Source organism: Heyndrickxia camelliae (assembly GCF_002844575.1).
GTDB lineage: Bacteria > Bacillota > Bacilli > Bacillales > Bacillaceae_C > Margalitia > Margalitia camelliae.
This window is the reverse complement of record NZ_PIQO01000006.1, coordinates 96,197-119,025: the sequence shown is the minus strand read 5'-3', so window position 1 is coordinate 119,025 and position 22,829 is coordinate 96,197. Positions and strand designations below refer to the sequence as shown.

The window sequence follows — 22,829 nt, the reverse complement described above, 5'->3', positions numbered from 1 at the left end:
TTGTTATGAAAAAGTTAATCGCAAATGTATCAGCCCTAAATTCATATTGTTCACATTCGACCTTGGATGGATGGTTTCTGTAATTTAACTTCAATAATCCAGCCGTAGGAAGAATGTCTTTCTTCCTGCGGCTTTTTTATGCCCTTTTAGAGGTATGCGTTTTTTTAAGCCGCAGGAGGTTTCGATGACTTTCTGCGGCTTATTTATTTTTAGGTGGTGATTAGAATGTTACTCAATATAATCTTTACAAAAATGAAGGTAAAAAAGAAAAACAATGCAATAAAAGAATACAAACAGGTGCAACATATAGCCGACATTTTAGAGAAAAACAAGTTAAAGCATAATGACATGATGTTAAGACATTATTACTAAGTCCACAACAATAGGTGGTGATAGGTATGATACTGAATGTAATATTTTCAAACTGGAGTATAAGAAAGAAAGCAAAAGCAATAAAGGAATACAAACAATTGCAGCATATAGCGAACATTTTGGAGCAAAACAAGTTAAAACATAACGAAGGGATGTTAAGGCACTATTACTAATTAGAGCGCCAGGTGGTGGTAAATATGATACTGAATCTATTTTTTACAAAGATAAATATTAAAATACCTGTAAAGACGACAGAGCAATACAAAAGAGAACAGCTTAGTATAGAGGTGTATGAGAATAACAAACTTAGGCATGCAGATATGGTAATGAGGAAACTTTATTAATCTTATATTGAATGGGAAATATAGGGAGGTGATAATAATGACGCTCAATTTGATTTTTATTACGGTTACTATTAAAAAGCGAAGAAAAACGACCGAAGAGTATTTACATGAAGAAAATATAGCAAGAATTTACGAAGAAAATAAATTAAAACATAGTGAAATTCTTTTAAGAAATTATTTTTAAACTATCAAAATAGTAAGGAGAGGTTAAAAATGTTTTGCGTATTTCAAATCAAAAGACTAAATTTCATGTGGGTGGAGAAAGATTCCGCCTAACTGTCGAAGATAAGGGGGATATTGATGTTTTTACACATTTTAGTTTGGACGATAAGATTAAAGAAAAGACAAAAAATATAAATGAGGGCTGACAGATTTTATGTCAGCTTTTTTTTATTATATTTTTGTAGGTAAAATATACCGAATATTAATATAAGTCAGATATATCATGAAAACCAAGTGAATTATGAAGTAAAATAGAATGAAATAGTGAAAGGAGATGGACTAAATGGACAAGCATGTTCAAATTATTGGCAGTGAAAGAAAAATTCTTCCTAATGCACGAAGAGCAAGTGAAGCAAATCTAAATGATGAGATTTCTGTTTTGGTTATTGTGCGTCGCCATAGTAAGGATAAAGATTCTTCCGCAATATTAAATGATTGTCAATTCTCCAAAATACACTATACACACGAGATGTTTGAAAAGAACTTTTTTATTCATCCTGATGATTTGAAAATTCTTGAGGATTTTGCTGATGAATATGGTCTTAAAATAAATGAAACCATTTCATCTTCAGGTATTGTAAGTTTAACAGGATCCATTGAGAATTTATCCAGAGCATTTCAAGTGGAAATGGCAGACTATGAACACCCTCATTTCCATTACCGAGGCAGAAATGGATATGTTCACATACCTCAAAAGCTTTCGCATATTATTCATGCAGTTTTGGGATTGGATAATCGGCCACAAACAAAAGCGCATTTTCGACTTATGCAAAACGGTGATATACGGATGAGAAAAAATGGGCAACCATCCTCCTTTACCCCTTTAGAAATAGCAAAATTGTATAACTTTCCGCAGGATATAGATTGTAGTGAACAATGCATCGGAATTATTGAGTTAGGTGGAGGCTACCTTAAGGATGATATCGATCAATATTTTTCTAGGCTGGGTGTTCCCGCACCGGAAATTGTTGATATAGAAGTCGATGGAGCAAAAAATTCACCCACCGGTGACGCGAATGGTCCTGATGGTGAAGTTGCTTTAGATATTGAAATTGCCGCAGCAGTTGCACCGAATGCTAAAATAGCAGTATATTTTGCTCCAAACTCAGATGCAGGATTCTTAAAAGCCATTACAACTGCTATCCATGATAAGGTAAATAAACCTTCTGTTATTTCCATTAGTTGGGGTGCTCCTGAAAAAAGTTGGACAAAACAGGCAATGGATGCTATGAATAAGGCATTTAAAGATGCAGCAGCCCTAGGAATTACCATTCTCTGTGCATCGGGGGACAATGGTTCCTCCGATGGTGTGGATGACGGAACCGTCCATGTTGATTTTCCGGCGTCAAGTCCATTTGTAATAGGATGCGGTGGAACTCGTTTAGAGGGAATAAATGGTTCCATTGCTCGTGAAATTGTTTGGAACGAAGTAAACAATGGATCTACTGGAGGTGGATTTAGCTCTTACTTCATGTCGCCTGAATGGCAAAAAAATCTGCAGAACTCTCAAGAGGAGATACAGAATGAAAGAAGAGGAGTTCCGGATGTAGCCGGAAATGCAGATCCATTAACTGGATATAAAATCTTAGTGGGTGGTCAAGAATATGTATTTGGGGGCACAAGTGCAGTAGCTCCACTTTATGCAGGATTAGTTGCTAATTTAAATCAGCAGCTAGGGCGTCCAATTGGTTTTATTACTCCCTTTTTTTATCAGATGACTTCTTCAAATAACAGCTTTCGGGATATTACAGATGGTAACAATGATACAGTCGGGAATGGTTCTTATGCGGCAACAGTTGGCTGGGACCCTTGTACAGGGCTAGGGAGTATTGATGGTTTGAAGCTATTAAATGCACTGTCAGCTTATTTTTCTTCAAATTTGATTGTTCAATAAGCGGAAGGGATATCCCTTCTGCTTTTTATATTTTCTTGAGTTTTACATACGATGTTGCATAGCTACTGTGTTTGTTTATTTGAGACAAGTAAACAAGAAAATTGTATTCTTTTAAAATATAAATTATTTAAAATAGTCCATGTACGATGTGAAAAATTATGGTATGATTGCTTTTGGAAATATTTCGATTCACTAAACATTATTCGGGAGAACTTTAAGGAGAGAAGTCATTATGACGTATTGGAAGCGTAACTTATGGATACTTTGGGTTGGTGCGTTTTTTACTTCTGCCAGCTACTCAATGGTTATTCCTTTTTTGCCACTATTTCTTCTTCAAATTGGCGTACAGGAACATACAGAAGTGTGGTCGGGGATATTATTTAGTGCGGCTTTTTTTGCAGGTGCCATTGCTTCGCCTTACTGGGGAAGACTGTCTGACCGTTATGGCCGCAAGCCAATGATCATAAGGGCAGGCATAGCACTGTTTGTCATCTATACACTTACGGCCTTTGTAACAAATCCTTATGAATTACTACTTTTAAGGATAATGCAAGGACTCTTATCTGGGTATATACCAGGAGCAATTGCGCTAATTGGAACGAATACACCTAACGACAAAGTAGGTTATGCACTTGCCATGATTTCAACTGCTACAGCCTCAGGAGGTGTTGTTGGCCCATTATTAGGTGGAGGGATAGCCGAAATAGCAGGAAATCGCTTTGCCTTTGCAAGCGCTGGTATTCTTGTCTTTTTATCTACTATGTTAGTAATTTTTTGGGTCAAAGAAAAAAACTTTACTCCAAACAAATCTAAAGGCTCTGTGTTGATGGATATTAAGGAAGCCGCAGCCAACCGCACATTTATGATTGTGATGTTTATGACAGTCATTACGTCATGCTCATTAATGACGATTGAACCAGTTCTTCCATTATATATTGTAAAGCTAGGCGGAGCTGCGGAAAATGCATCATTTATAGCAGGGGTAGTATTTTCATTGCCTGGCATTGCTAGTGTCATCTTCGGGCCGTTTTGGGGAAAATTCGCGGATAAAGTCGGCTTCCGAAAAGTATTAATAATAGGGCTTCTAGGAGGGGCAATCGGTACCTTTGCCCAAATGATATTTGGTCATATTTGGGGATTTTCAATCGTCCGTTTTATGTTCGGAATTTTCTTTTGTGCCGTATTTCCTGCTATCAACGGACTTGTCGTCCGCTCCACCAGAGAAGATTTCAGAGGACGTGCTTTTGGCTTAAATCAAACCGCTAACCAAATTGGCGGCATGATCGGACCAATGATTGGCGGGTTCATTGGCGGAATATTCCCGATACAAACAGTATTTTTCGTAACCGGAATACTCCTAATAGCTGCAATGGGAATGGCCTACCTAGCAAAACAAAAACCACTAAAGAAAGTCTCCACCGTATAGGGTGCCAGGCACCACTCATGGACATTTTGACAAATTGTCCGCCATAGGTGGACAGTGGGGATGGATGAAAGTGAGGATAAGAAAGGAGGCAGAATTTACCTGCTAAATTTATCCCTCGGACAGACACAATTAACCTCCGTTACACATAAGCATTACTATAGGCAACTGCCTAACGGAGGTGAAAAAATGTCCGGAATCTTAACTGCAATCGGTTATTTATTTAAAGAACTGTTTTTTTTGGTTTCCTATGTAAAAAATAACGCTTTTCCACAGCCGCTCTCAGCCAGCGATGAACGGAAGTATTTGCGGAAAATGGCTGAGGGCGATGAAGAAGCCCGGAACATTTTAATTGAGCATAATTTACGCTTAGTTGCTCATATCGTCAAGATGTTATGAGGTTGAAGCAATGTCAACATGATATGGATAAAGCCATTGAAATAACAGGAAGGTTTTTATTGGAGAAATTAAATAAAAGCAAATCAACATCACTTATAACAAGCCTATTTTTAAAGTATGCTTAGGTGAAGATATACCTTTATTTGAATAAAGTTCAGTGAGTAGAGGGAAATGCCGAACAACATTTTGAGCGGATGAAGCAGCACGATATTTCAGAGTAAACTTCTTCGAAAACCATTCATTGTTAAATGGAATAGTTGAACAAGTGACCAGATATGTCACTTTTTAATATACCAGTGAGCATTAGAGATTCTTTAAAGGGAGGATTCTGTTATTAAAAAAGTGGAAACAGTTCGTTCGGCTAAACGGTAAAAAATAACTTAAAAAATACTCTTTACTTTTACAGATTAGTTGTATATAATACTTACAAACGAACAGTTACTTACTTTTAGTAACCTGATTAATAAATTTAAAGTTGCAAAGCATATTTTTTTGTTTAATATCTCGAAATTGAGATATTCGGTATACGAAACAAAAGGAGTTGAAATAACCTAAATTATTGTCTTGGTGAAAAGAAGGTTTATAAGTATTATTCATGATAATGCAATGCTTGATCGCAAGAGAGGAACTTATTAATATTTGTGAACTTGTAAAATTGACTCCATCTAAACGGAAACATACAAAGTAGCTGGTCAATTGATTGTTTGATATAGGTAAAAGTGAGGCAAACTGCGAATGGACAATATAAAATTCAAAGTTCAATTGCAGTAATTCTTAATCTTAGTGGATAGAATGCCTTCTAAAACTCCAGAAGTTAATTTTTGTACCTTATTTAAAAAATTATTGAAAGGACGTGTGTGGAATGAATAAGCAAACAATGGGAATTCACCATATAACAGCAATTGTAGGACATCCACAGGAGAATGTAGATTTTTATGCGGGGGTTTTAGGTTTACGCTTGGTTAAGAAGACTATAAATTTTGATGATCCAGGAACATATCATCTTTATTTCGGAGACGAGGGTGGAAAGCCTGGGACTATCATTACCTTTTTTCCATGGGCAGATGCTGTGCAAGGGAAAATTGGAAGTGGTCAAGTAGGAGTCACTTCTTACGTAGTTCCAAGAGGGGCAATGGATTTTTGGGAAAAACGGTTAACAAAGTTTAATATTCCCTATGATAATACAGAACGGTTTGGAGAGACCTATTTAGAATTTGATGACCCACATGGTCTTCATTTGGAAATTGTTGAAAGAGAAGAAGGAGAAAAAAATACTTGGAAGTTTGGAGAAGTAACACCTGATGTTTCCATAAAGGGGTTTGGAGGTGCTACCTTATTATCTGCTCGCCCAGATAAAACATCTGAACTATTAGAAAATGTGTTAGGGTTAGAAGTTGTTGGAGAAGAAAATGATATCCGTCGTTTCCGTTCGCCAAGTGATATTGGAAATATCATCGATTTAAAATTAACTCCTGTAGGGCGTGGAGAAATGGGGGTAGGAACTGTCCACCATATTGCGTGGAGAGCCAAAGATAATGAAGATCAATTAGATTGGCAAAAATATGTCAGCAAACATGGTTACGGAGTGACACCTGTTAGAGATCGCAATTATTTCAACGCCATTTACTTTAGAGAGCATGGAGAAATATTATTCGAAATTGCTACAGATCCCCCAGGTTTCGCACATGATGAATCATACGCGACAATGGGTGAAAAATTGATGTTGCCGCCACAATACGAAATGTACCGAAGCCGTTTGAATGATATTTTGATTCCGATACAAGTAAAAGAAATAGATTGATTTTACGAAAGGAATGATAATCTTTGCTTTCGATTAACCCATCTTTAAATACAGAAAGAGAAAACTATAAACTATTAATTGGAACCATCATACCAAGACCCATTGCGTTTGTAACGTCGGTTTCAGACAATGGGATCATAAATGGAGCGCCTTTTAGCTACTTCAGTATTGTTTCATCGAATCCGCCGATGATCTCTCTATCGATACAGCGTTCAGGAGGGAAACAAAAGGATACTGCCCGTAATATTATTCATACCAAAGAGTTTGTTGTTCATATCGTGGATGAACAAAACGTCGAAAAGATAAACCAGACAGCTGCAACCCTACCGTCAAATCAGAGCGAAATTGAGTTGGCTGAGTTAACGTTAGTTGATAGTATAAAAATCAAGGTGCCTGGGGTTAACGAGTCTAAGGTTCGGATGGAGTGTACTTTGGAGTACTCCATAGTACTGGGGGAGAATAGCTCGATAGGCTGTGACTTAATTATTGGGAAAATAGTGCAATTTCATATAGACGAGGAAATTTATGAAGAAGGAAGAATTAATCAAGCAGGCTTAGCTGCAGTGAGTAGATTGGCGGGAAATAATTACGCGAAAATTGGTGAGGTATTCTCCATTGAGAGACCGAAATAAAAAGGTGGTGTACAAATGCTAAAAACAGATGGGATTCATCATATATCTGCGATGGTCAATGATGCACAAAGAACCATTGATTTTTATACAGGATTACTGGGGCTTAGATTAGTGAAGAAAACCATTAATTTTGATCGTCCTGAAGTATATCATCTTTACTTTGGAAATGAAACTGGAGATTCTGGAAGCGTTATTACCTTCTTTCCATGGGCTAAACAACTTAAAGGACGGATCGGAACTGGTCAGGTAGGTGCAACGGCATACATGATTCCAAGTGGTTCCATATCATTTTGGGAGAGTCGCTTACAAAAATATCAAATTCCATTTCAATCTTCGTCTAGGTATGGTGAAACATACTTGGAATTTGGTGATCCCGATGGACTTCATATTGAGTTAGTGGAACGAGAAGAAGGATCCATGAATAAATGGAATGCAAGCGAAATCCCTGCGGAATATGCAATTAAAGGTTTTGCCGGAGCGACTCTATTGTCAAAATTTCCTTATAAGACTGCAGAAGTTCTGGAAACTATTTTAGGATTAACCTGTCTTGGTCAAGAAGGTGAATTTCTGAGATTTAAGGCTGTCGGACACCTTGGAAATATCATTGACATTAAGTTATCTGCATCTGTAAGAGGGCTGATGGGTGCGGGAACAGTCCACCATATTGCGTGGAGAGCCAAAGATGATGAACAACATCAGAAGTGGAGAGAATTGCTCGAACAAGAAGAATACTTTCCAACTGAGATTTTAAACCGTAACTACTTTAAAGCATTATATTTTCATGAAGGCGGAGGGATTTTATTTGAAATCGCAACAGATCCACCTGGATTTACAGTTGATGAGCCCATGTCTGAATTAGGGGAAAATCTTATGCTGCCTACATGGCTAGAGGAAAAACGGGAAGAGTTGGTTGAACTACTTCCTCGTGTAGAGGTTAAGAGTTTGAAAGGAGAATAAATAATGCGACATTTTTTTCAAAAAGGGAAAGACCCTTCAAAACCAACTTTACTTTTGCTTCATGGTACAGGTGGTAATGAATTGGATTTACTTCCCGTTGCGGGAAGAGTTGACGATGAAGCATCCTTATTAAGTGTACGGGGAAATGTACTAGAGAATGGAATGCCGCGTTTCTTTCGCCGATTAGCTGAAGGAGTCTTTGATGAAGAAGATCTACTCTTTCGAACAAAGGAGTTAAATGAATTCCTCGATGAAGCAGCTGAAAAATATCAGTTTAAACGAAATAATATAATCGCAATTGGTTATTCCAATGGTGCAAATATAGCAGCAAGTTTATTATTTCACTTTCAAAACGCTATAAAAGGAGCAATTCTACATCATCCTATGGTACCGAGAAGGGGGATTGATCTTCCTGATTTATCAGGAAAAACAGTATTTATTGCTGCAGGGACAAACGATCCAATTTGTTCTTCCTTGGAATCTAGAGAGTTATACACATTATTACAGAATGCTGATGCTGATGTAGAACTTCATTGGGAAAATAGAGGTCATCAGTTAACTGTTGAGGAAGTTGAAGCTGCTGCTAACTGGTATAAACAAAAAGTAATTAATTAAGTTATGATAAATAAATTTGGAGGTATTAATAATGCAAGATTTAGGACTATTATTAATTCGTATTATGATTGGAATTGTGTTCTTCTTTTACGGAACTCAGAAGTTATTTGGATGGTTTGGTGGATATGGAATAAAGGGTACTGGTGGATGGTTTGAATCTATCGGAATTAAGCCTGGAAATGCTGTTGCCGTTCTTAGCGGCCTAGGTGAGTTAGTAAGTGGACTACTATTTATTCTCGGAGTATTTTTACCTGTGGGTGCTGTAATTATTTTAATTATAATGTTAGGCGCAATTGTAAAGGTACATGGACCTAAAGGTTTTGCAAATGGTGCAGGTGGTTACGAATACAATTTGGTGTTGATAGTAGTTGTTATTGGTTTAGCTTTAATAGGTCCAGGGCAATATTCCTTAGATATATTAATAAGATAAAAGACCACTTTTTTTATATTGTAGTAAAAGCCCATTACGGGCTTTTTTTATAAAGTAATACTTTGAAATTATAGCTTGAAATTTTAGTATCATTATGATGTTTATCAATTAAACGAAAGGGCATTCTTCCATATCATGGAGTATTCTTTTCTATTGAATAAGGCGATTTGTTGAAAACCCTTTTCTGGGATTGTCCGTGTTTTTTCTAGATAATGTATGTCAATTTTGTGAGTTTGCTTGTTAATGATAACGATTCTACTTATTATGTGTGCATATATTTAGGATTTGAAAAAGGGAGTCGGGAAACTTGAACAATCGTTGGAATCATTTCATTTATAAATGCTGGTCACCTATTTATGATTATTTTTTTGAGTCGGGAACATTTCGCAAAGCGAGAGAAACAATTTTTAAAGATATCCATCTTGAAAAAGGAAGTAAAGTTCTCTTTGTAGGGGTTGGAACCGGGGCGGATTTACCGTACTTCTTGAATAAAAAATACGAAATAACAGCAATTGATTATTCTAACGAGATGTTACAGGTTGCTAAATCCAAATACAATGACAACTCTTTAACGTTTATGGTAATGGATGCGCAAAACATGAATTTTCCAAATGAATCGATTGATTTTGTTGTCGCAAGTTTAATTCTCAGTGTCGTAGCTGATCCCCAAAGAACAATGATGGAAATGTCCAGGGTTTTAAAGAAGGATGCCAGATTTCTCATATTTGATAAGTTTGAGAAAAGGGATAGTAACTTTTTACTTCAAAGAATCCTTCGCCCTGTGATTAAAATAATGGGTACCGATATAGGATTGGATTTTTATGACATTTTTACAGAAGTTGAGGACCATTGTATAGTGATAGAAGATAAAAATATCATGATGGGTGGGGTATATAGAAAAATAATGGGGATGAAAAAGGAGGATAAGAAATGAAAAAGTCAGGAATTACTGAGTCGAAGCATTGTCACTGCATTTTATACAAACGCTTTAACCGAATAAAAAAGGGACGGTTAGTGTAATAGGGATCTGAACGGTGAAGAAGTGAGCATTCAGTTCTCATACTAGTTAGGTTACAAGTGCTTTGTCGGCGGTTAAAGGATCAAAACCAGTCCACAGCTAAGACTGGCTTTGATGGATTCATTTTTTTGAATAAATCTCCTATTTATCATGCTTTCGAGCTGTTCCATTGGATCTTACTCTCTTTCATACGCTTTTGGTGGTGATTCCAACCATCCTTTATCAATTAAGATATTCATACCGTCCTCAACAAATAAGCCAATGTTTATAAGCGTTCTTATATACAACATATCTATATCTCTTCTTGCAGTTACTGCCAGTGAGTTTCCGAATGACCTTATCTTCATAGCAAACATGTCCACTTTATGAAACAGCATTATTTTATCGGAAAAAGGAGGAAATGTAGATGTTGTAACTAAATGGTCCAGATATGATGGTGATTGCATGTGTTCAATGTGAAGTTTTTCCTTATACTGCTTTACAGCTTTTTCAGTCATAGTTAAACCCCGTTTAAACAAAGCTTTTATCTTTTCATCTTGAACTATCTGATAAAATCCCAATAATAACGCCAAGCTTGTTGTGTTATTCTCAATGTTATCCCACAGATGAATGATCTCTAATGCCTGTAATGGTCGGACTTCACCAATGAATCCTTTTAAGTAACTTTGTTTATCGACCTTATCAATTCCTTCTGGTGTTGGAATGAAAGGAGGTTGTATAATTAATTTTTTTTCCATAAGAACATTATTAATTTGCCCTAAAAAGACTGTAGTACATTCATTACAATATATAAAGAACTCTCTTATATCCTCCCGTAATATTAATGGAACGGCTACTGCGTAGAGACTCATACCTGCCTTAGCAGCATATTTTAGATAGTGAGCATAAAATTCATCTGCGTATAAACGCGGAGCTCCAAGATTTACATCATCTTTAGTAAATCCAATAGGTATTGGGAAGTTATCTTTTTTAAAAAATCCTTCTATCCTATAGATGAAATCCTTTGATAAGGCTAAACCATTTTCCAATAGTGTCCTAATTTCTTCATCCTCACAATGTTGAAGAAAATAACTTAAAATTTGAATCGACATACTGTTTCCCATATATGTAGTCCAAAGTTTTCCCATTTCGAAAGTCGATAAAGGGTGACTCTCATCCATTGCTTTTGAACTAAACTTTAGAGGTTTCATCACATTCATAGGATTTAATTCTTTGTCTGTAGTCATAACTATCCCCTCATGCATTTTTACTTAGCATTACCTGTAGCAAATATTTAATACCATAAATTCTATCCTTTTCGTATTTTTTTGAAAGATAGTTGAAATATGGCATATTTTTTGATGAAACATCTCTTCATTGTCAATACATAAAAAACAGATCCCTCTTTCTTGGCACTGACTGTTTTATCAAGATATCTAAAAAAGGTGTTAGGTGATATCGAGTATGAACCCGTTTATTCGGTGTTTTTATTTGATAATCCTTCTTTCCTATACACTTTTCTGTAATACCAGTAAGATTTACTCTATTTTCCTGCATATATAGTCGTATAAAAAGAGGCTGGGACAAAACGCAGTGAAAATCAAAAAAGCGCATGAAATCAAATTTAAAAACCTTGATTTCATGCGTTTTTGCTTTCGTAGATTTAACCAATTTCAATGATTTTTTTACTTATGTCCAAGCCTCTTTTTGTGTTATTTATGCTGTGAATGTAGAGGTGACCCTTTTGGTATTTTGATAAAAAATATGCCATGTGATAATATCCGTTTCCACCTCACAAGTAAACAGGTTAATCTAATATGGATTAGGTCATTTTTATGGATAGAAATAATACGTTAGTACTCCTACTAATATCCCTGTTATGGCTCCACAAAACACTTCAATTGGTTTGTGTCCTAGCAGTTCTTTTAATTTTTCTCTGTACTCTGCCTTCTTTAAATTAGGATTTTTTAAGGTATCAATAAGTCTATTAAAATCAACTAATAATTTATTTAGAACTTCAGCATGAAAACCAGCATGTCTTCGAACCCCAGTAGCATCGTGCATTACGATAAGGGATACGACAAGAGCAATTGCAAACTCATTTGAATAAATACCAGAAGTTAATCCGATTGCCGTAGTCAACGCGATAATAGTTGATGTATGAGAACTTGGCATTCCACCTGTACTGAACATTAATTTCCACTTTAATTCTCTTGTTGTTAATAAATGAATGGGAATCTTTACAAATTGTGCAATTAGCATACCCATAAGCGCAGCTAAAATTGGATAAGATAATAACATTTTTCCTCCTATTTGTTTAAGAAAATATCGTGCTCAAAGATCGATTAGGATGGCTTTCCTTATGAAGAAAAGATTCATTTACCTAATAGGTCCTCTGTTTATAAAATAACAGTGTAGTACTAAAAATCTCTTATTGTTTTATTAAAGTTTCATTAAAAAGAGCTATATCAAAATAATTAGTGCTAATTTTGATGAATAAAATAATGAATTAATATCTGAACAAGGAAATCAGGATTTAATGGGAATATTAACTCTTAAAACCTAAATAAAACAAGAAAAAATCCAAATATTTCTTCCTTTCTTATTACTATTTTATGGCTCCTTACCATTTTTCGTACTTGGTGAAGACGCCCCTGCTGCTTCAAGACGTTTGGACTCCTATATTGCTTGGTATTTAGTCTTATAAGCCAGTGGTCAACTGTCCATTAATGCTAATATTCCGCTAATCATTAATGGTCAATTATTACGGAATGCTTATTACTCAGAATACTACGCGAATAGTTGAATTGTTCCATTATTTTTCACCGTAATTACCTATGGATTAAACCTGGCCAACAGTGGTTTTATTAGTACAGCAAACAATCAGTTTTTGTAGTGTCCATTCACACAGATTAATAGGATGATATAATATCATTCGTACGGTATATGCTCAATAATCCGCTGTTTTTGTAAAGACGTCTTTTTAAAAAAGCTCCTACACAAAAATTTATGAAAAATTTCACATAAACTATAAGCGGCGTTAATTGAACAGGAAAATATAAAAAACACCGAAATAAATTCGGTGCTTATTTGTATGTGCATTTTTATTTAAATATGTTGTTCGATTGTTGTTGATTTTAGTTTAGCTAACTTTTTCTCTGCCTTACGCTTCGTCAGAAAACGTTGAAGGAAATAAGATCCTAAAACATAAATAACAGCAACAGCTTGTAAGGATAATCCTTCCACATTAGGGAATACACAGAACCAAACTCCGATCCAATCAGGGAACTTTATACCGATTGATGTTGTACTCATCCATCCAGCAAGTTGCATTTCCTGAACAGTTTCTCCAACCATTACGGCAAGAACCATTACTAAAAGGACACCAGTAAACACCAACATTTTCTTGTGTGGAAGTTTCTTCTGAAATAAGAATGTAAGGACACCCACAATCATTGTGAGGGATAATCCAATTAATGTCCCTTGAAGGATAATATCAGATCCAACTTTTAATCTAAGATTTTGAAGGAATAAAACAACTTCAAATCCTTCTCGATAAATGGACGTTAATCCAACGATAAATAAAGACCAAAAAGCACCTTTCGTTACAACATTATCTTTACCGATGTATTGTTGCTTCTTTCTGTTATGGAGACTTATCCACCCAGTCCAATATATTTTATGGAAGAACCAATTAAGAATGACTAATAATACAACAACTGCTAAAATTCCTGTAAATGCTTGAATATCTAATTGAGGTGCATTAACAGAGGAAAGGATAGCAACTACTATAAACCACGTAATTAGAGTAGCAACAAAAGAAACACCAGCTCCTAATGAAATAGGCTTCCAATAGTTATCCTGTTTCTTGCGAATTAGTCCTGAGATAATCGCTGCTAATACTAAAATTGCTTCTAAGCCTTCTCGAAAAACTAAAATGGCAGTATTAATAACTGCTGCACCGGGAGTAATATGACTGGCAGTAGGATCGGGATTTCCTTTAAAATAAATCCCTTGCCAAATTAAAACACCTATTAAAACAATGATGGAAAGAGCGATTAGAATCGTTTTCATATTAAATATTCTTTTAAGCATGTAAGATTCCTCCTAGTATGTAAGTGAAAATGATAATCGTTATCAATTACTAAATATATAATATGGTTTTGTGTGGTTATCGTCAATACTAAAAACGCGTTAAAAGGAAATAAAAAAAGAAATAGTCTATTTTTTATTTTTTCTTGACATAGGGTAGGGGTACCGTATGATAAGAGCTGGAAGCGCAAGGGAAACGTATTTCGTGTAATTAATAGGAGGTTTCAACATTGGTTTCAACTATCTTAGCAATATTTATTTTCTTAATCACCCTCATTTTGGTTATCTGGCAGCCGAAAAATTTATCCATCGGGTGGTCCGCTTGCGGAGGTGCTGTTTTAGCTCTTATAGTGGGAGTCGTTGATTTCAACGATGTTATCGAAGTTACGAAAATTGTGTGGAATGCCACATTTTCTTTTATCGCTATTATTATTATTTCTTTAATCTTAGATGAAATTGGGTTTTTTGAATGGGCGGCCCTCCATATGGCAAGGACGGCAAAAGGTAATGGAATTAAAATGTTTGTCTATGTAAGTATTCTTGGGGCATTGGTTGCAGCATTCTTTGCGAATGACGGAGCAGCCCTTATTTTAACGCCGATAGTACTTGCCATGGTTCGAAACTTGAACCTGGATGAAAAAATGATCTTCCCGTTTATCATTGCAAGTGGATTTATCGCCGATACGACATCTCTTCCACTAGTGGTAAGTAATCTTGTAAATATCGTTTCAGCTGACTTTTTTGGAATTGGGTTTGTTCATTTTGCATCTAAAATGATTATTCCAGACTTATTTTCGTTAGTAGCAAGTATACTTGTTTTATTTCTTTACTTTAGAAGGAATATACCAAAGCAATATGATTTATCGAAATTAAAAAAGCCAGTTGATGCTATTCAAGATAGGAAGATGTTTCGAATGTCTTGGATAGTGCTAGCGGTATTATTAGCAGGTTATTTTATCAGCCAGACATTCCATTTGCCAGTTTCTATTATTGCAGGGGTTATCGCTATCTTCTTTTTACTTATGGGAAGAGAAAGTAAGGCGATTGCAATTAAAAAGGTGTTAAAGGGTGCACCTTGGGCAATCGTATTTTTCTCGATTGGAATGTATGTGGTAGTTTATGGATTGCGAAATGCTGGCCTAACCACTATATTGGGAGATGTCATTCAAGCGGCTGCCAATCATGGTACGCTGGTTGGAACGGTCTCCATGGGATTTTTGGCGGCATTTTTATCTTCTATCATGAATAACATGCCGACCGTCATGATTGATGCTCTTGCGATAAGTGGAACCCATACGGCAGGAGTGATAAAAGAGGGACTGATTTATGCGAATGTCATCGGTTCCGATTTAGGACCAAAAATTACGCCAATCGGCTCATTAGCAACACTCTTATGGCTTCATGTATTAAAAACCAAAGGTGTAAAAATATCATGGGGAACGTATTTTAAAACGGGAATTGTATTAACCATTCCGGTCTTATTCATTACCCTTTTAGGATTGTACCTATGGTTACGACTTATTTAATTAAAATGGATTAAGGAGATTAAGAATGTCTAAAAAAACAATCTACTTTTTATGTACTGGTAACTCCTGCCGCAGCCAAATGGCAGAAGGATGGGCGAAGCAATACTTAGGGGATGAATGGACAGTCAAAAGTGCTGGTATTGAAGCACATGGATTAAATCCTAATGCCGTAAAGGCAATGAAAGAAGTAGGGATTGATATATCCAATCAAACGTCTGATATTATTGACCCAGAAATATTAAATAATGCAGATCTAGTGGTCACGTTGTGTGGGGATGCTGCAGACAAGTGCCCTGTCACACCACCGAAAGTGAAACGAGTTCATTGGGGATTTGATGATCCTGCAAAAGCCCAAGGGACAGAAGAGGAAAGGCGGGATTTCTTTGGACGTGTTCGGGATGAGATAGGGGAGCGCGTTAAACGTTTTGCTGAGACAGGAGAATAGTTTTCAGCTAAGATTTTGATGCTCTTGGCTTTTCTATGTAAAACATGTATCGTTTTTTTTTTTTGCATTGGCACCACAGCCATTACTTATTCAGCTTGAAGTATTAATTTCAAATATTTGTCCAATAGATTTATATCAATTACATTGAGAGCCATAAGACTGCAATTGGCAGGAAGATGTTAATAATTCTGTTTAGTGGAGGAACTATGCCTGCTTCTGCAACAATTGAGTTACGACAAACTTGGTGGATTCCGTTATGTATTAACTCTAGGAAAACAATATGCAAATGTAATCACATAACGATACTGTTCCATTTTAAAGTAAAATAACAATTTCATATCGATGAACAAAAGCATAAGACAAGTCAACTCTTTCATACATTTTGATGAGGTGAGTACCTTGTCAAAACATCTAGAGTTTGTGTATCACCCTTACAATAAGAAAGAACAAGATGAAAAAAGAATAGAAGAAGCTAAAAAGTTAACTTTAGAGTTTCTTGTCAGAAAATCCTTGAAAAAAGTCGCTGATAACTAGCGGCTTTTTTGTTTGGTAATTTACTCCCCAGTATTGTGTATCTGAATGTAACTCCTATACATTTAATGAACTCTACATTTAATGAATATACATAATAAAAAAACTGTAAGGAGATTTATGATGATAGGAATTTATTGTCGTGTCAGTACACAAGCTCAGGCGAATGAAGGCTACAGCTTAGAAACCCAGGAAGAACTTTGCATGAAACAGGCAATAAGTCTTGGATATTCTCAATCTCAAATAAAAGTGTATCGCGAAGAAGGGCGAAGTGGAGAAGATATCGATCGCCCAATGATGAATCAACTTCGTGAAGATGCAGCTAACGGAATCATTAATACGGTCATCATCACAGATCCAGATCGTTTAACTAGGGATCTTACCGATAAATTGATTGTTTGTAAGGAATGGGATAGGCAAGGGGTAGAAGTTATTTTTATTGATACGGAATATCAAGATACACCAGAGGGTCAAATGTTCTTTAATATGAGGTCCGTGTTTGCTCAATATGAATTAGCGCAGATTCGGAAAAGGACAACAAGAGGAAGACTTCGAGCAGTGGAGAAAGACAAAAAAATCATGCCGATGAGAGTCCCTCCTTATGGATATGATTACCGAGACGGAGAATTAATTATAAATAAAGTAGAAGCAGAGTTTGTCAAGAAAATTTACAAATGGTATCTCGATGGATATACCCTCCGTAATATAGGAGATAAGCTTTATAAAGAAGGAGCGGTGCCGAAACGAGCTGAAACCAAAAACTTTGGGGCTTCTTCCATTAGAAGAATACTAACTTCCGAAATATATATTGGGAAGTACGTCTATAACAAGCGGGCAACCAAAAAGGTTTGGGGAGAGAAAACAGCCTCTGGAAACCCTAAAAAAACCTACACTATTCGAGATGAATCGGAATGGATTACAGTTGAAGTTCCATCTATTATAGATGAGAAAACTTTTGCTTTAGCCCAGAAACAAAAAAAGAAGAATATGAAAAATAGAGGAAATGTAAAATTACAGTACCTATTTAAAGGGATGATCCGCTGTAAACACTGCGGTCGTATGTGGGAATGTACTTATTATTGCGGCAGAGAAGACAAAGCTACTGGTGTAAAAAAAAGATATGCTGTCTACAGATGTCCCAACATGAATCCTAAACGTTATGGAGATGGGATTGAAAGATGTCCATCAACGAGTATCCGTGTTGAACTATTGGATGAATATATTATGGGATTAATCGGAGATGTCTTATCAGATCGCGAAATGTTCGATGAAGCAATTCGTTCCCAGTTTGAGGTGAAGGATGAGACAATAGATTTACAGATTCATGATTTTCAGAAGCAATTAAGCAAGAAAATTGATGAGCGTGACCGAATTAAACGAATGTATGTAGTAGCACAAGTCATTACCGAAGAAGAAATGCTGAAAGATATGAAAAGGATTAATGAAGAAATATCCTTTATAACTAGCGAGATAGAAAAGTTAACCAAGAAAAAAAATATGCAGGAAAGTAATGTTTTAACTGACGAACAAATTAAATTGATCATTACTAATACGATAGATATGTTTGAGAATGAATTAACCTTTGATGAGAAGCGTGAGTTAATGGAACTCCTGGTGGAGGAAATTATTATTAATGCTACCAGTCCAAAGGTTGAAGTTAGTGTAAAAGGTTTATTAAATGACATAGCTTTATGGTCACAACGTCAAAAAGTTTGAAAATACCGGCGAGGATGTGGAAGATTTAATCTCAATTGGAACAATTGGCTTGATTAAAGCCATCGAAAGTTATTCAGAAGGAAAGGGTACAAAATTGGCCACTTATGCTGCTCGCTGTATTGAAAACGAAATACTAATGCATTTACGCGCTTTAAAAAAGACTAAAAAAGATATTTCACTGCATGATCCCATCGGTCAAGATAAGGAAGGAAATGAGATATCTTTAATAGATGTATTAAAATCAGAAGCGGAAGATGTTTTTGATACCATTCAGTTAAGTATGGAGCTAGAGAAGGTAAAAGAGTATATACGCGTTTTGGACGACAGGGAAAAAGAAGTAATCATTGGAAGGTTCGGATTGGATCTTCAAAAAGAGAAAACGCAAAGAGAAATTGCAAAAGAGTTGGGCATTTCCAGAAGCTATGTATCACGAATTGAAAAGCGTGCTTTAATGAAAATGTTTCACGAATTTTATCGTGCTGAGAAAGAAAAGCTGAAGAGAAATCAGCAAGAATGAACAATCGGTCACTAATGTCCGATTGTTTTTCATTTGATACCCGTTTAAAACACGTACACCGTTATTCGTTTCTCTAAAAAATATTTCGGATTTAACTATGTTTTAAATATTAGAAAAATTAACGGAATTGATATATAATAAAGTCCGTATCAAACATAGAAAGGGGATTCACATGACAACAAGTACATATTCATTAACCTGGGATTTGGATGTTTTTTTTCAAGGCGGAAGCAACTCAAGGGAATTCCAAACCTTTTTAGGAGAAATCAAAGAAACGTTAAAAAGTTTTGATCAACAAGTAAGAGATTGGCAGCCTGAAACCGTTTTAAACGATCCTTCAAACTTTGTATCAATTCTTGAAAGCCTTCAAAATAGCAACCAAAAGCTTGGACAGGCTGGAGCATTTGTAAGTTGTCTTCAAGCGCAAAACACTGAAGATACGAAGGCAAATGAATTAAGAGGCTCTGTTGCTACTTTAAGAGCACAATTAAGTACTATTTTAACGAACTTTGATGATAAGTTAACCAATATTAATGATCAGGATTGGAATCAATTATTAAAGGTAGATGGAATTAATGAATTAGAATTTATATTAAATGAACGTCGCCAAAAAGCGAAAGAAAAGCTTTCCAAGGATCAAGAAGCGCTTATAAATGCTTTAAGTGTAGATGGATATCACGGCTGGGGAGAAATGTATGATTCCCTTGTAAGCAAGGTCAAGATTCCATTTGCAGAAAATGGAGTAGAAAAGGAATTATCAGTCGGCCAAGCACATAATAAATTTTCTAACCCAAACCGAGAAGTTAGAAAAGATGTATTTCGTAAATGGGAAGAGGCATGGGATGATAAAGCAGATTTATTTGCTGCTACTTTAAACCATTTAGCTGGATTCCGTTTATCTATTTACGAGCAAAGAGGTTGGGATAAGGTTTTAAAAGAACCACTAAGCTATAATAGAATGAAAAAAGAAACGCTTGATACAATGTGGCAGGTAATTAGCGATTATAAACAGCCTTTTGTTGAATACTTAAATCGCAAGGCAAAAATGTTAGGGGTAGAAAAATTAAGCTGGTATGATTTGGACGCTCCTGTAGGGGATGTAAACAGCCATTTTAGCTTTGATGAAGGTGCAGAATTTATTATTAAACATTTTGGTGAATTTGGAGATACACTTGCTAGCTTTACGGAAAAAGCATTTGAAGATAGCTGGATTGAAGCCGAGGATCGTGCTGGAAAACGTCCTGGAGGTTTCTGTACAGGATTTCCATTAAGCAGTCAATCAAGAATATTTATGACTTATTCTGGCACACCATCGAATGTTTCAACTTTGGCACATGAATTGGGGCATGCATTCCATTCCTATGCGTTAAGGGATGTTCACCCATTAAAAAGAGGATATGCCATGAATGTTGCAGAAACAGCCTCTACCTTCGCTGAAATGATCGTTGCAGATGCTTCTGTGAAAAATGCCAAGGATGAGAAGGAAAAATTAACCTTATTAGAGGATAAGGTACAAAGATCGGTAGCGCTTCTAATGAACATACATGCACGTTTCTTATTCGAAACTAGATTCTATGCAGAACGCAAAAATGGAGTAGTAAGTAAACAACGATTGAATGAGCTTATGGTTGAAGCTCAAAAAGAGGCATATGGAAATGGACTGGAAGAATACCATCCGTTATTCTGGGCATCTAAATTGCACTTCTTTATTACAGGGGTTCCTTTTTATAATTTCCCTTATACATTCGGATATTTATTCTCGTTGGGTATTTACGCTCAAGCTCTGAAGGAAGGGAAAGGCTACGAGGAAAAATATATGGCTTTATTAAGAGATACTGGCTCTATGAATGTGGAAGAGCTCGCATTCAAACATTTGAATGTAGATCTTACTCAAAGAGACTTCTGGGAAGCGGGAGTAAAGCTTTGTGTAAAAGATGTAGAAGAATTTTTGGAAATGACAAAATAGAAAATATAAAAAAATCCGGCAAAAATGCCGGATTTTTTTATATTTTTTTTAATTTAAACGATGAAATCATTAAAATGGATAAGATAATTATTATGAATAAGTATGAATGCGGTGGGAGATATGGAATACCTAAGAAGCTTAACGTAAGCAGACAACCTGCTGCAGTAATTGGCATACCTGTAAAATATCCATTACTTTCTGTGATGTTAAAACGTGCTAGGCGATAAGCTCCACAACCAATATAAAAAACGGTAAAAAATAATCCTGGAAAGCCAAACAAATTTAATATTCCTTGGTATAATAGTAAGGCTGGAGCGACGCCGAATGATATAATATCACTCATTGAATCAAGCTGTTTCCCTAATTCTGATTCGATATTTAGCTTTCTGGCAATTAAACCATCAAATCGATCAGCTAGAGCAGCAAGAAAAATTAACAGTAAACTTAAGCTTAGCTGTCCACGGACCGCAATTAATATGGCAAATCCCCCTAAACTTAAATTTGTTAAAGTCATTAAATTAGCTGTCTGTGCTCTAAGTTTTTTTACAGTTTGATCAAAAACACCGGACCAAAACAAACTAGATCACCTCCTGTAAGAAGGATTTATTTTACAAATTAAATCTGTATTATATTATTATATGCCCAATTAGACTTAAAGTTAAGAAGAAATTTTTTATGTTTGGAGGTTTTACCTTGAAAACCTGGTTTTATCGATTATTGATTGAATTAACAAATCATAAATTTACCTCTGCCTTATTGAAAAAATTTTCTCAATCTAAAATAAGTAAATTCTTAATTCCATCGTATGCAAAAGTTTACAACATTAATCAAGAAGAAATGCTCTATGATATAGATACTTATGAAAACCTTCATGAATTCTTCACACGAAAGTTAAAGCCCGGTGTGCGGAGTTTTGTAAATGACGAAAAAGTGATTACTAGTCCTGTTGACGGAGTGCTGGAGGATTACGGTATCGTTGAATCAGATAAAATAATAACGGTAAAAGGGAAACAATACTCAATACTGGAAATGATTGGTGATGAACATCGTATAAAAAAATATATTGGTGGGAAATTCCTTATTCTATACTTAAGTCCAAGTCACTATCATCGTATACATAGTCCCATTGATGGGGAAATCATTACACAATATACATTGGGCACGAAATCCTATCCTGTGAATCGATATGGTTTAAAATATGGGAAATCGCCCTTATCTAAGAACTATCGCGTGATAACAGAGTTAAAAGCACAGGGCAACCACCTGCTATTTGTAAAGGTAGGTGCGATGTTTATTAATTCGATTGAGTGCATGGCAACTCATCAAAACTGGCAGAAAGGGGAAGAGGTTGCCTATTTCTCGTTTGGCTCTACTGTGGTACTTTTATTCGAAAAAGATACATTTGAGATACAAAATCACATACATATTCCTTATGATATTCAAGTCGGGGAACCGTTGGGCCATATAAAGTAGATAAAAAGAAATATCCCTGCTGTTGCAGCAGGGATCTACCTATTGTTTAGAACGAGCAGAAGCAGAAAAGCAGACTTAAACTCTCTTTCTGATGGAAAAGGAATGGGCTCCCTCTGTTTCCAGAAGATCGAAGCCCTACTGTCTGCGAGAGGAATATGACGCTCATGCTTTTCAAGTTACGAAGATATTTTAATTTTTTGTGTTAATGAACGACGGTGAATTTCTAACTCAATGAGGCGTATAAAATCCTGGCTTAAACGTAATTCCTTTGCCTTAAAGTAGGATTCGATTAATAATTCATCGGATAATTTTCTCATAAGCCATCACCTCCACTTTGACGTTCTAAATAATATATATACTGCATATTATGTAGGTTGTCATGTTGTAATTTAACTTTATCAAACATCAGGGAATGGAACAAGCGTTCTAATTATCCACAAATAGCAGTGGATAACCTGTTATTAACTTGTTTATAAT

The 22,829-nt window shown here is 35.7% G+C and carries 22 protein-coding genes and 2 pseudogenes; 19 read left to right on the top strand and 5 right to left on the bottom strand.

Annotation, left to right across the window (positions count from 1 at the left end; translation table 11 throughout):
- Nucleotides 1–225 precede the first annotated feature (225 nt).
- The 12 genes and pseudogenes from CWO92_RS25375 to CWO92_RS10365 all read left to right on the top strand — a co-directional run bounded on the left by CWO92_RS25375 (nucleotide 226) and on the right by CWO92_RS10365 (nucleotide 10,023).
- On the top strand, nucleotides 226–372 hold the full coding sequence (locus CWO92_RS25375; protein ID WP_158176986.1) for a hypothetical protein: 147 nt from the start codon (nucleotides 226–228) through the stop codon (nucleotides 370–372).
- Nucleotides 373–398: 26 nt separating this feature from the next.
- The gene (locus CWO92_RS25840; RefSeq protein WP_158176987.1) at nucleotides 399–545 is read left to right on the top strand and encodes a hypothetical protein; all 147 of its coding nucleotides are present in this window, start codon (nucleotides 399–401) and stop codon (nucleotides 543–545) included.
- Between the two features lie 208 nt (nucleotides 546–753).
- Nucleotides 754–900 carry a YrzI family small protein gene (locus tag CWO92_RS10410; RefSeq protein ID WP_101354139.1) on the top strand — a complete coding sequence of 49 codons (147 nt, stop codon included), beginning with the start codon at nucleotides 754–756 and terminating at the stop codon, nucleotides 898–900.
- A 321-nt stretch (nucleotides 901–1,221) separates the two neighbouring features.
- Nucleotides 1,222–2,832, top strand: a complete 1,611-nt coding sequence (locus CWO92_RS10405) for a S53 family peptidase (protein ID WP_101354138.1) — start codon at nucleotides 1,222–1,224, stop codon at nucleotides 2,830–2,832.
- A gap of 232 nt (nucleotides 2,833–3,064) precedes the next feature.
- Nucleotides 3,065–4,258: an MFS transporter gene (locus CWO92_RS10400; protein ID WP_101354137.1), complete on the top strand. Its 1,194-nt coding sequence runs from the start codon at nucleotides 3,065–3,067 to the stop codon at nucleotides 4,256–4,258.
- A 186-nt stretch (nucleotides 4,259–4,444) separates the two neighbouring features.
- Nucleotides 4,445–4,645 (top strand): annotated as a pseudogene (locus CWO92_RS10395) (flagellar biosynthesis protein FliA); the annotation flags it as partial.
- An 871-nt stretch (nucleotides 4,646–5,516) separates the two neighbouring features.
- A complete protein-coding gene (locus CWO92_RS10390) occupies nucleotides 5,517–6,455 on the top strand; it encodes a ring-cleaving dioxygenase (protein WP_101354136.1) in 939 nt (312 codons plus the stop codon).
- A 23-nt stretch (nucleotides 6,456–6,478) separates the two neighbouring features.
- Entirely contained in the window at nucleotides 6,479–7,087 is a 609-nt protein-coding gene (locus CWO92_RS10385) for a flavin reductase family protein (protein ID WP_101354135.1), read from the top strand.
- A 15-nt stretch (nucleotides 7,088–7,102) separates the two neighbouring features.
- The gene (locus CWO92_RS10380) at nucleotides 7,103–8,044 is read left to right on the top strand and encodes a ring-cleaving dioxygenase (protein ID WP_101354134.1); all 942 of its coding nucleotides are present in this window, start codon (nucleotides 7,103–7,105) and stop codon (nucleotides 8,042–8,044) included.
- Nucleotides 8,045–8,659 (top strand): alpha/beta hydrolase, encoded by a 615-nt coding sequence (locus CWO92_RS10375; protein WP_101354133.1) that lies wholly within the window; start codon nucleotides 8,045–8,047, stop codon nucleotides 8,657–8,659. It begins immediately after the preceding gene.
- Nucleotides 8,660–8,690: 31 nt separating this feature from the next.
- Nucleotides 8,691–9,089 (top strand): DoxX family protein, encoded by a 399-nt coding sequence (locus CWO92_RS10370; RefSeq protein ID WP_101354132.1) that lies wholly within the window; start codon nucleotides 8,691–8,693, stop codon nucleotides 9,087–9,089.
- A gap of 307 nt (nucleotides 9,090–9,396) precedes the next feature.
- Nucleotides 9,397–10,023, top strand: a complete 627-nt coding sequence (locus tag CWO92_RS10365) for a class I SAM-dependent methyltransferase (protein ID WP_101354131.1) — start codon at nucleotides 9,397–9,399, stop codon at nucleotides 10,021–10,023.
- A gap of 260 nt (nucleotides 10,024–10,283) precedes the next feature.
- Here CWO92_RS10365 and CWO92_RS10360 read toward each other — a convergent pair whose 3' ends face one another.
- The 3 genes from CWO92_RS10360 to CWO92_RS10345 all read right to left on the bottom strand — a co-directional run bounded on the left by CWO92_RS10360 (nucleotide 10,284) and on the right by CWO92_RS10345 (nucleotide 14,181).
- Complete coding sequence (locus CWO92_RS10360; RefSeq protein ID WP_233270112.1) at nucleotides 10,284–11,333, bottom strand: DUF3231 family protein; 1,050 nt, start codon at nucleotides 11,331–11,333, stop codon at nucleotides 10,284–10,286.
- Nucleotides 11,334–11,919: 586 nt separating this feature from the next.
- On the bottom strand, nucleotides 11,920–12,387 hold the full coding sequence (locus CWO92_RS10350; protein WP_101354129.1) for a divergent PAP2 family protein: 468 nt from the start codon (nucleotides 12,385–12,387) through the stop codon (nucleotides 11,920–11,922).
- Nucleotides 12,388–13,194: 807 nt separating this feature from the next.
- Nucleotides 13,195–14,181 carry an FTR1 family iron permease gene (locus CWO92_RS10345; RefSeq protein ID WP_101354128.1) on the bottom strand — a complete coding sequence of 329 codons (987 nt, stop codon included), beginning with the start codon at nucleotides 14,179–14,181 and terminating at the stop codon, nucleotides 13,195–13,197.
- A 227-nt stretch (nucleotides 14,182–14,408) separates the two neighbouring features.
- Between CWO92_RS10345 and CWO92_RS10340 the strand changes: the two genes are divergently transcribed.
- The 6 genes and pseudogenes from CWO92_RS10340 to CWO92_RS10320 all read left to right on the top strand — a co-directional run bounded on the left by CWO92_RS10340 (nucleotide 14,409) and on the right by CWO92_RS10320 (nucleotide 20,879).
- Nucleotides 14,409–15,704 (top strand): arsenic transporter, encoded by a 1,296-nt coding sequence (locus tag CWO92_RS10340; RefSeq protein WP_101354127.1) that lies wholly within the window; start codon nucleotides 14,409–14,411, stop codon nucleotides 15,702–15,704.
- 25 nt (nucleotides 15,705–15,729) lie between these two features.
- Nucleotides 15,730–16,149: an arsenate reductase (thioredoxin) gene (arsC, locus tag CWO92_RS10335; protein ID WP_101354126.1), complete on the top strand. Its 420-nt coding sequence runs from the start codon at nucleotides 15,730–15,732 to the stop codon at nucleotides 16,147–16,149.
- A 399-nt stretch (nucleotides 16,150–16,548) separates the two neighbouring features.
- Complete coding sequence (locus CWO92_RS26300; RefSeq protein WP_268877589.1) at nucleotides 16,549–16,683, top strand: hypothetical protein; 135 nt, start codon at nucleotides 16,549–16,551, stop codon at nucleotides 16,681–16,683.
- 120 nt (nucleotides 16,684–16,803) lie between these two features.
- Entirely contained in the window at nucleotides 16,804–18,396 is a 1,593-nt protein-coding gene (locus CWO92_RS10330) for a recombinase family protein (RefSeq protein ID WP_235851594.1), read from the top strand.
- Nucleotides 18,368–18,913, top strand: a pseudogene (gene sigK, locus CWO92_RS10325) (RNA polymerase sporulation sigma factor SigK); the annotation flags it as partial. The gene CWO92_RS10330 and the pseudogene sigK, both read left to right, overlap by 29 nt.
- 172 nt (nucleotides 18,914–19,085) lie before the next feature.
- Complete coding sequence (locus CWO92_RS10320; RefSeq protein ID WP_101354124.1) at nucleotides 19,086–20,879, top strand: M3 family oligoendopeptidase; 1,794 nt, start codon at nucleotides 19,086–19,088, stop codon at nucleotides 20,877–20,879.
- 37 nt (nucleotides 20,880–20,916) lie between these two features.
- On the opposite strand, the gene pssA is transcribed toward CWO92_RS10320, so the two are convergent.
- Nucleotides 20,917–21,456: a CDP-diacylglycerol--serine O-phosphatidyltransferase gene (gene pssA, locus CWO92_RS10315; RefSeq protein ID WP_199256924.1), complete on the bottom strand. Its 540-nt coding sequence runs from the start codon at nucleotides 21,454–21,456 to the stop codon at nucleotides 20,917–20,919.
- Between the two features lie 116 nt (nucleotides 21,457–21,572).
- Here pssA and CWO92_RS10310 point away from each other — a divergent pair, with 116 nt between their 5' ends.
- Nucleotides 21,573–22,352 carry a phosphatidylserine decarboxylase gene (locus tag CWO92_RS10310; RefSeq protein WP_101354123.1) on the top strand — a complete coding sequence of 260 codons (780 nt, stop codon included), beginning with the start codon at nucleotides 21,573–21,575 and terminating at the stop codon, nucleotides 22,350–22,352.
- A gap of 176 nt (nucleotides 22,353–22,528) precedes the next feature.
- Here the strand turns inward: CWO92_RS10310 and CWO92_RS10305 are convergent, their stop codons facing one another.
- The gene (locus CWO92_RS10305; protein ID WP_101354122.1) at nucleotides 22,529–22,669 is read right to left on the bottom strand and encodes a sporulation histidine kinase inhibitor Sda; all 141 of its coding nucleotides are present in this window, start codon (nucleotides 22,667–22,669) and stop codon (nucleotides 22,529–22,531) included.
- Nucleotides 22,670–22,829 lie beyond the last annotated feature (160 nt).

Excerpts from the sequence above, each read along its gene's own strand:
- CWO92_RS10390 (WP_101354136.1), top strand. The coding sequence starts at position 5,517 with ATGAATAAGCAAACAATGGGAATTCACCATATAACAGCAATTGTAGGA.
- CWO92_RS10380 (WP_101354134.1), top strand. The coding sequence starts at position 7,103 with ATGCTAAAAACAGATGGGATTCATCATATATCTGCGATGGTCAATGAT.
- CWO92_RS10405 (WP_101354138.1), top strand. The coding sequence starts at position 1,222 with ATGGACAAGCATGTTCAAATTATTGGCAGTGAAAGAAAAATTCTTCCT.
- CWO92_RS10400 (WP_101354137.1), top strand. The coding sequence starts at position 3,065 with ATGACGTATTGGAAGCGTAACTTATGGATACTTTGGGTTGGTGCGTTT.
- CWO92_RS10410 (WP_101354139.1), top strand. The coding sequence starts at position 754 with ATGACGCTCAATTTGATTTTTATTACGGTTACTATTAAAAAGCGAAGA.
- CWO92_RS10350 (WP_101354129.1), bottom strand. The coding sequence starts at position 12,387 with ATGTTATTATCTTATCCAATTTTAGCTGCGCTTATGGGTATGCTAATT.
- CWO92_RS10305 (WP_101354122.1), bottom strand. The coding sequence starts at position 22,669 with ATGAGAAAATTATCCGATGAATTATTAATCGAATCCTACTTTAAGGCA.
- CWO92_RS10345 (WP_101354128.1), bottom strand. The coding sequence starts at position 14,181 with ATGCTTAAAAGAATATTTAATATGAAAACGATTCTAATCGCTCTTTCC.
- CWO92_RS10370 (WP_101354132.1), top strand. The coding sequence starts at position 8,691 with ATGCAAGATTTAGGACTATTATTAATTCGTATTATGATTGGAATTGTG.
- CWO92_RS25840 (WP_158176987.1), top strand. The coding sequence starts at position 399 with ATGATACTGAATGTAATATTTTCAAACTGGAGTATAAGAAAGAAAGCA.
- CWO92_RS10360 (WP_233270112.1), bottom strand. The coding sequence starts at position 11,333 with ATGACTACAGACAAAGAATTAAATCCTATGAATGTGATGAAACCTCTA.
- CWO92_RS25375 (WP_158176986.1), top strand. The coding sequence starts at position 226 with ATGTTACTCAATATAATCTTTACAAAAATGAAGGTAAAAAAGAAAAAC.
- arsC (WP_101354126.1), top strand. The coding sequence starts at position 15,730 with ATGTCTAAAAAAACAATCTACTTTTTATGTACTGGTAACTCCTGCCGC.
- CWO92_RS10330 (WP_235851594.1), top strand. The coding sequence starts at position 16,804 with ATGATAGGAATTTATTGTCGTGTCAGTACACAAGCTCAGGCGAATGAA.
- CWO92_RS10320 (WP_101354124.1), top strand. The coding sequence starts at position 19,086 with ATGACAACAAGTACATATTCATTAACCTGGGATTTGGATGTTTTTTTT.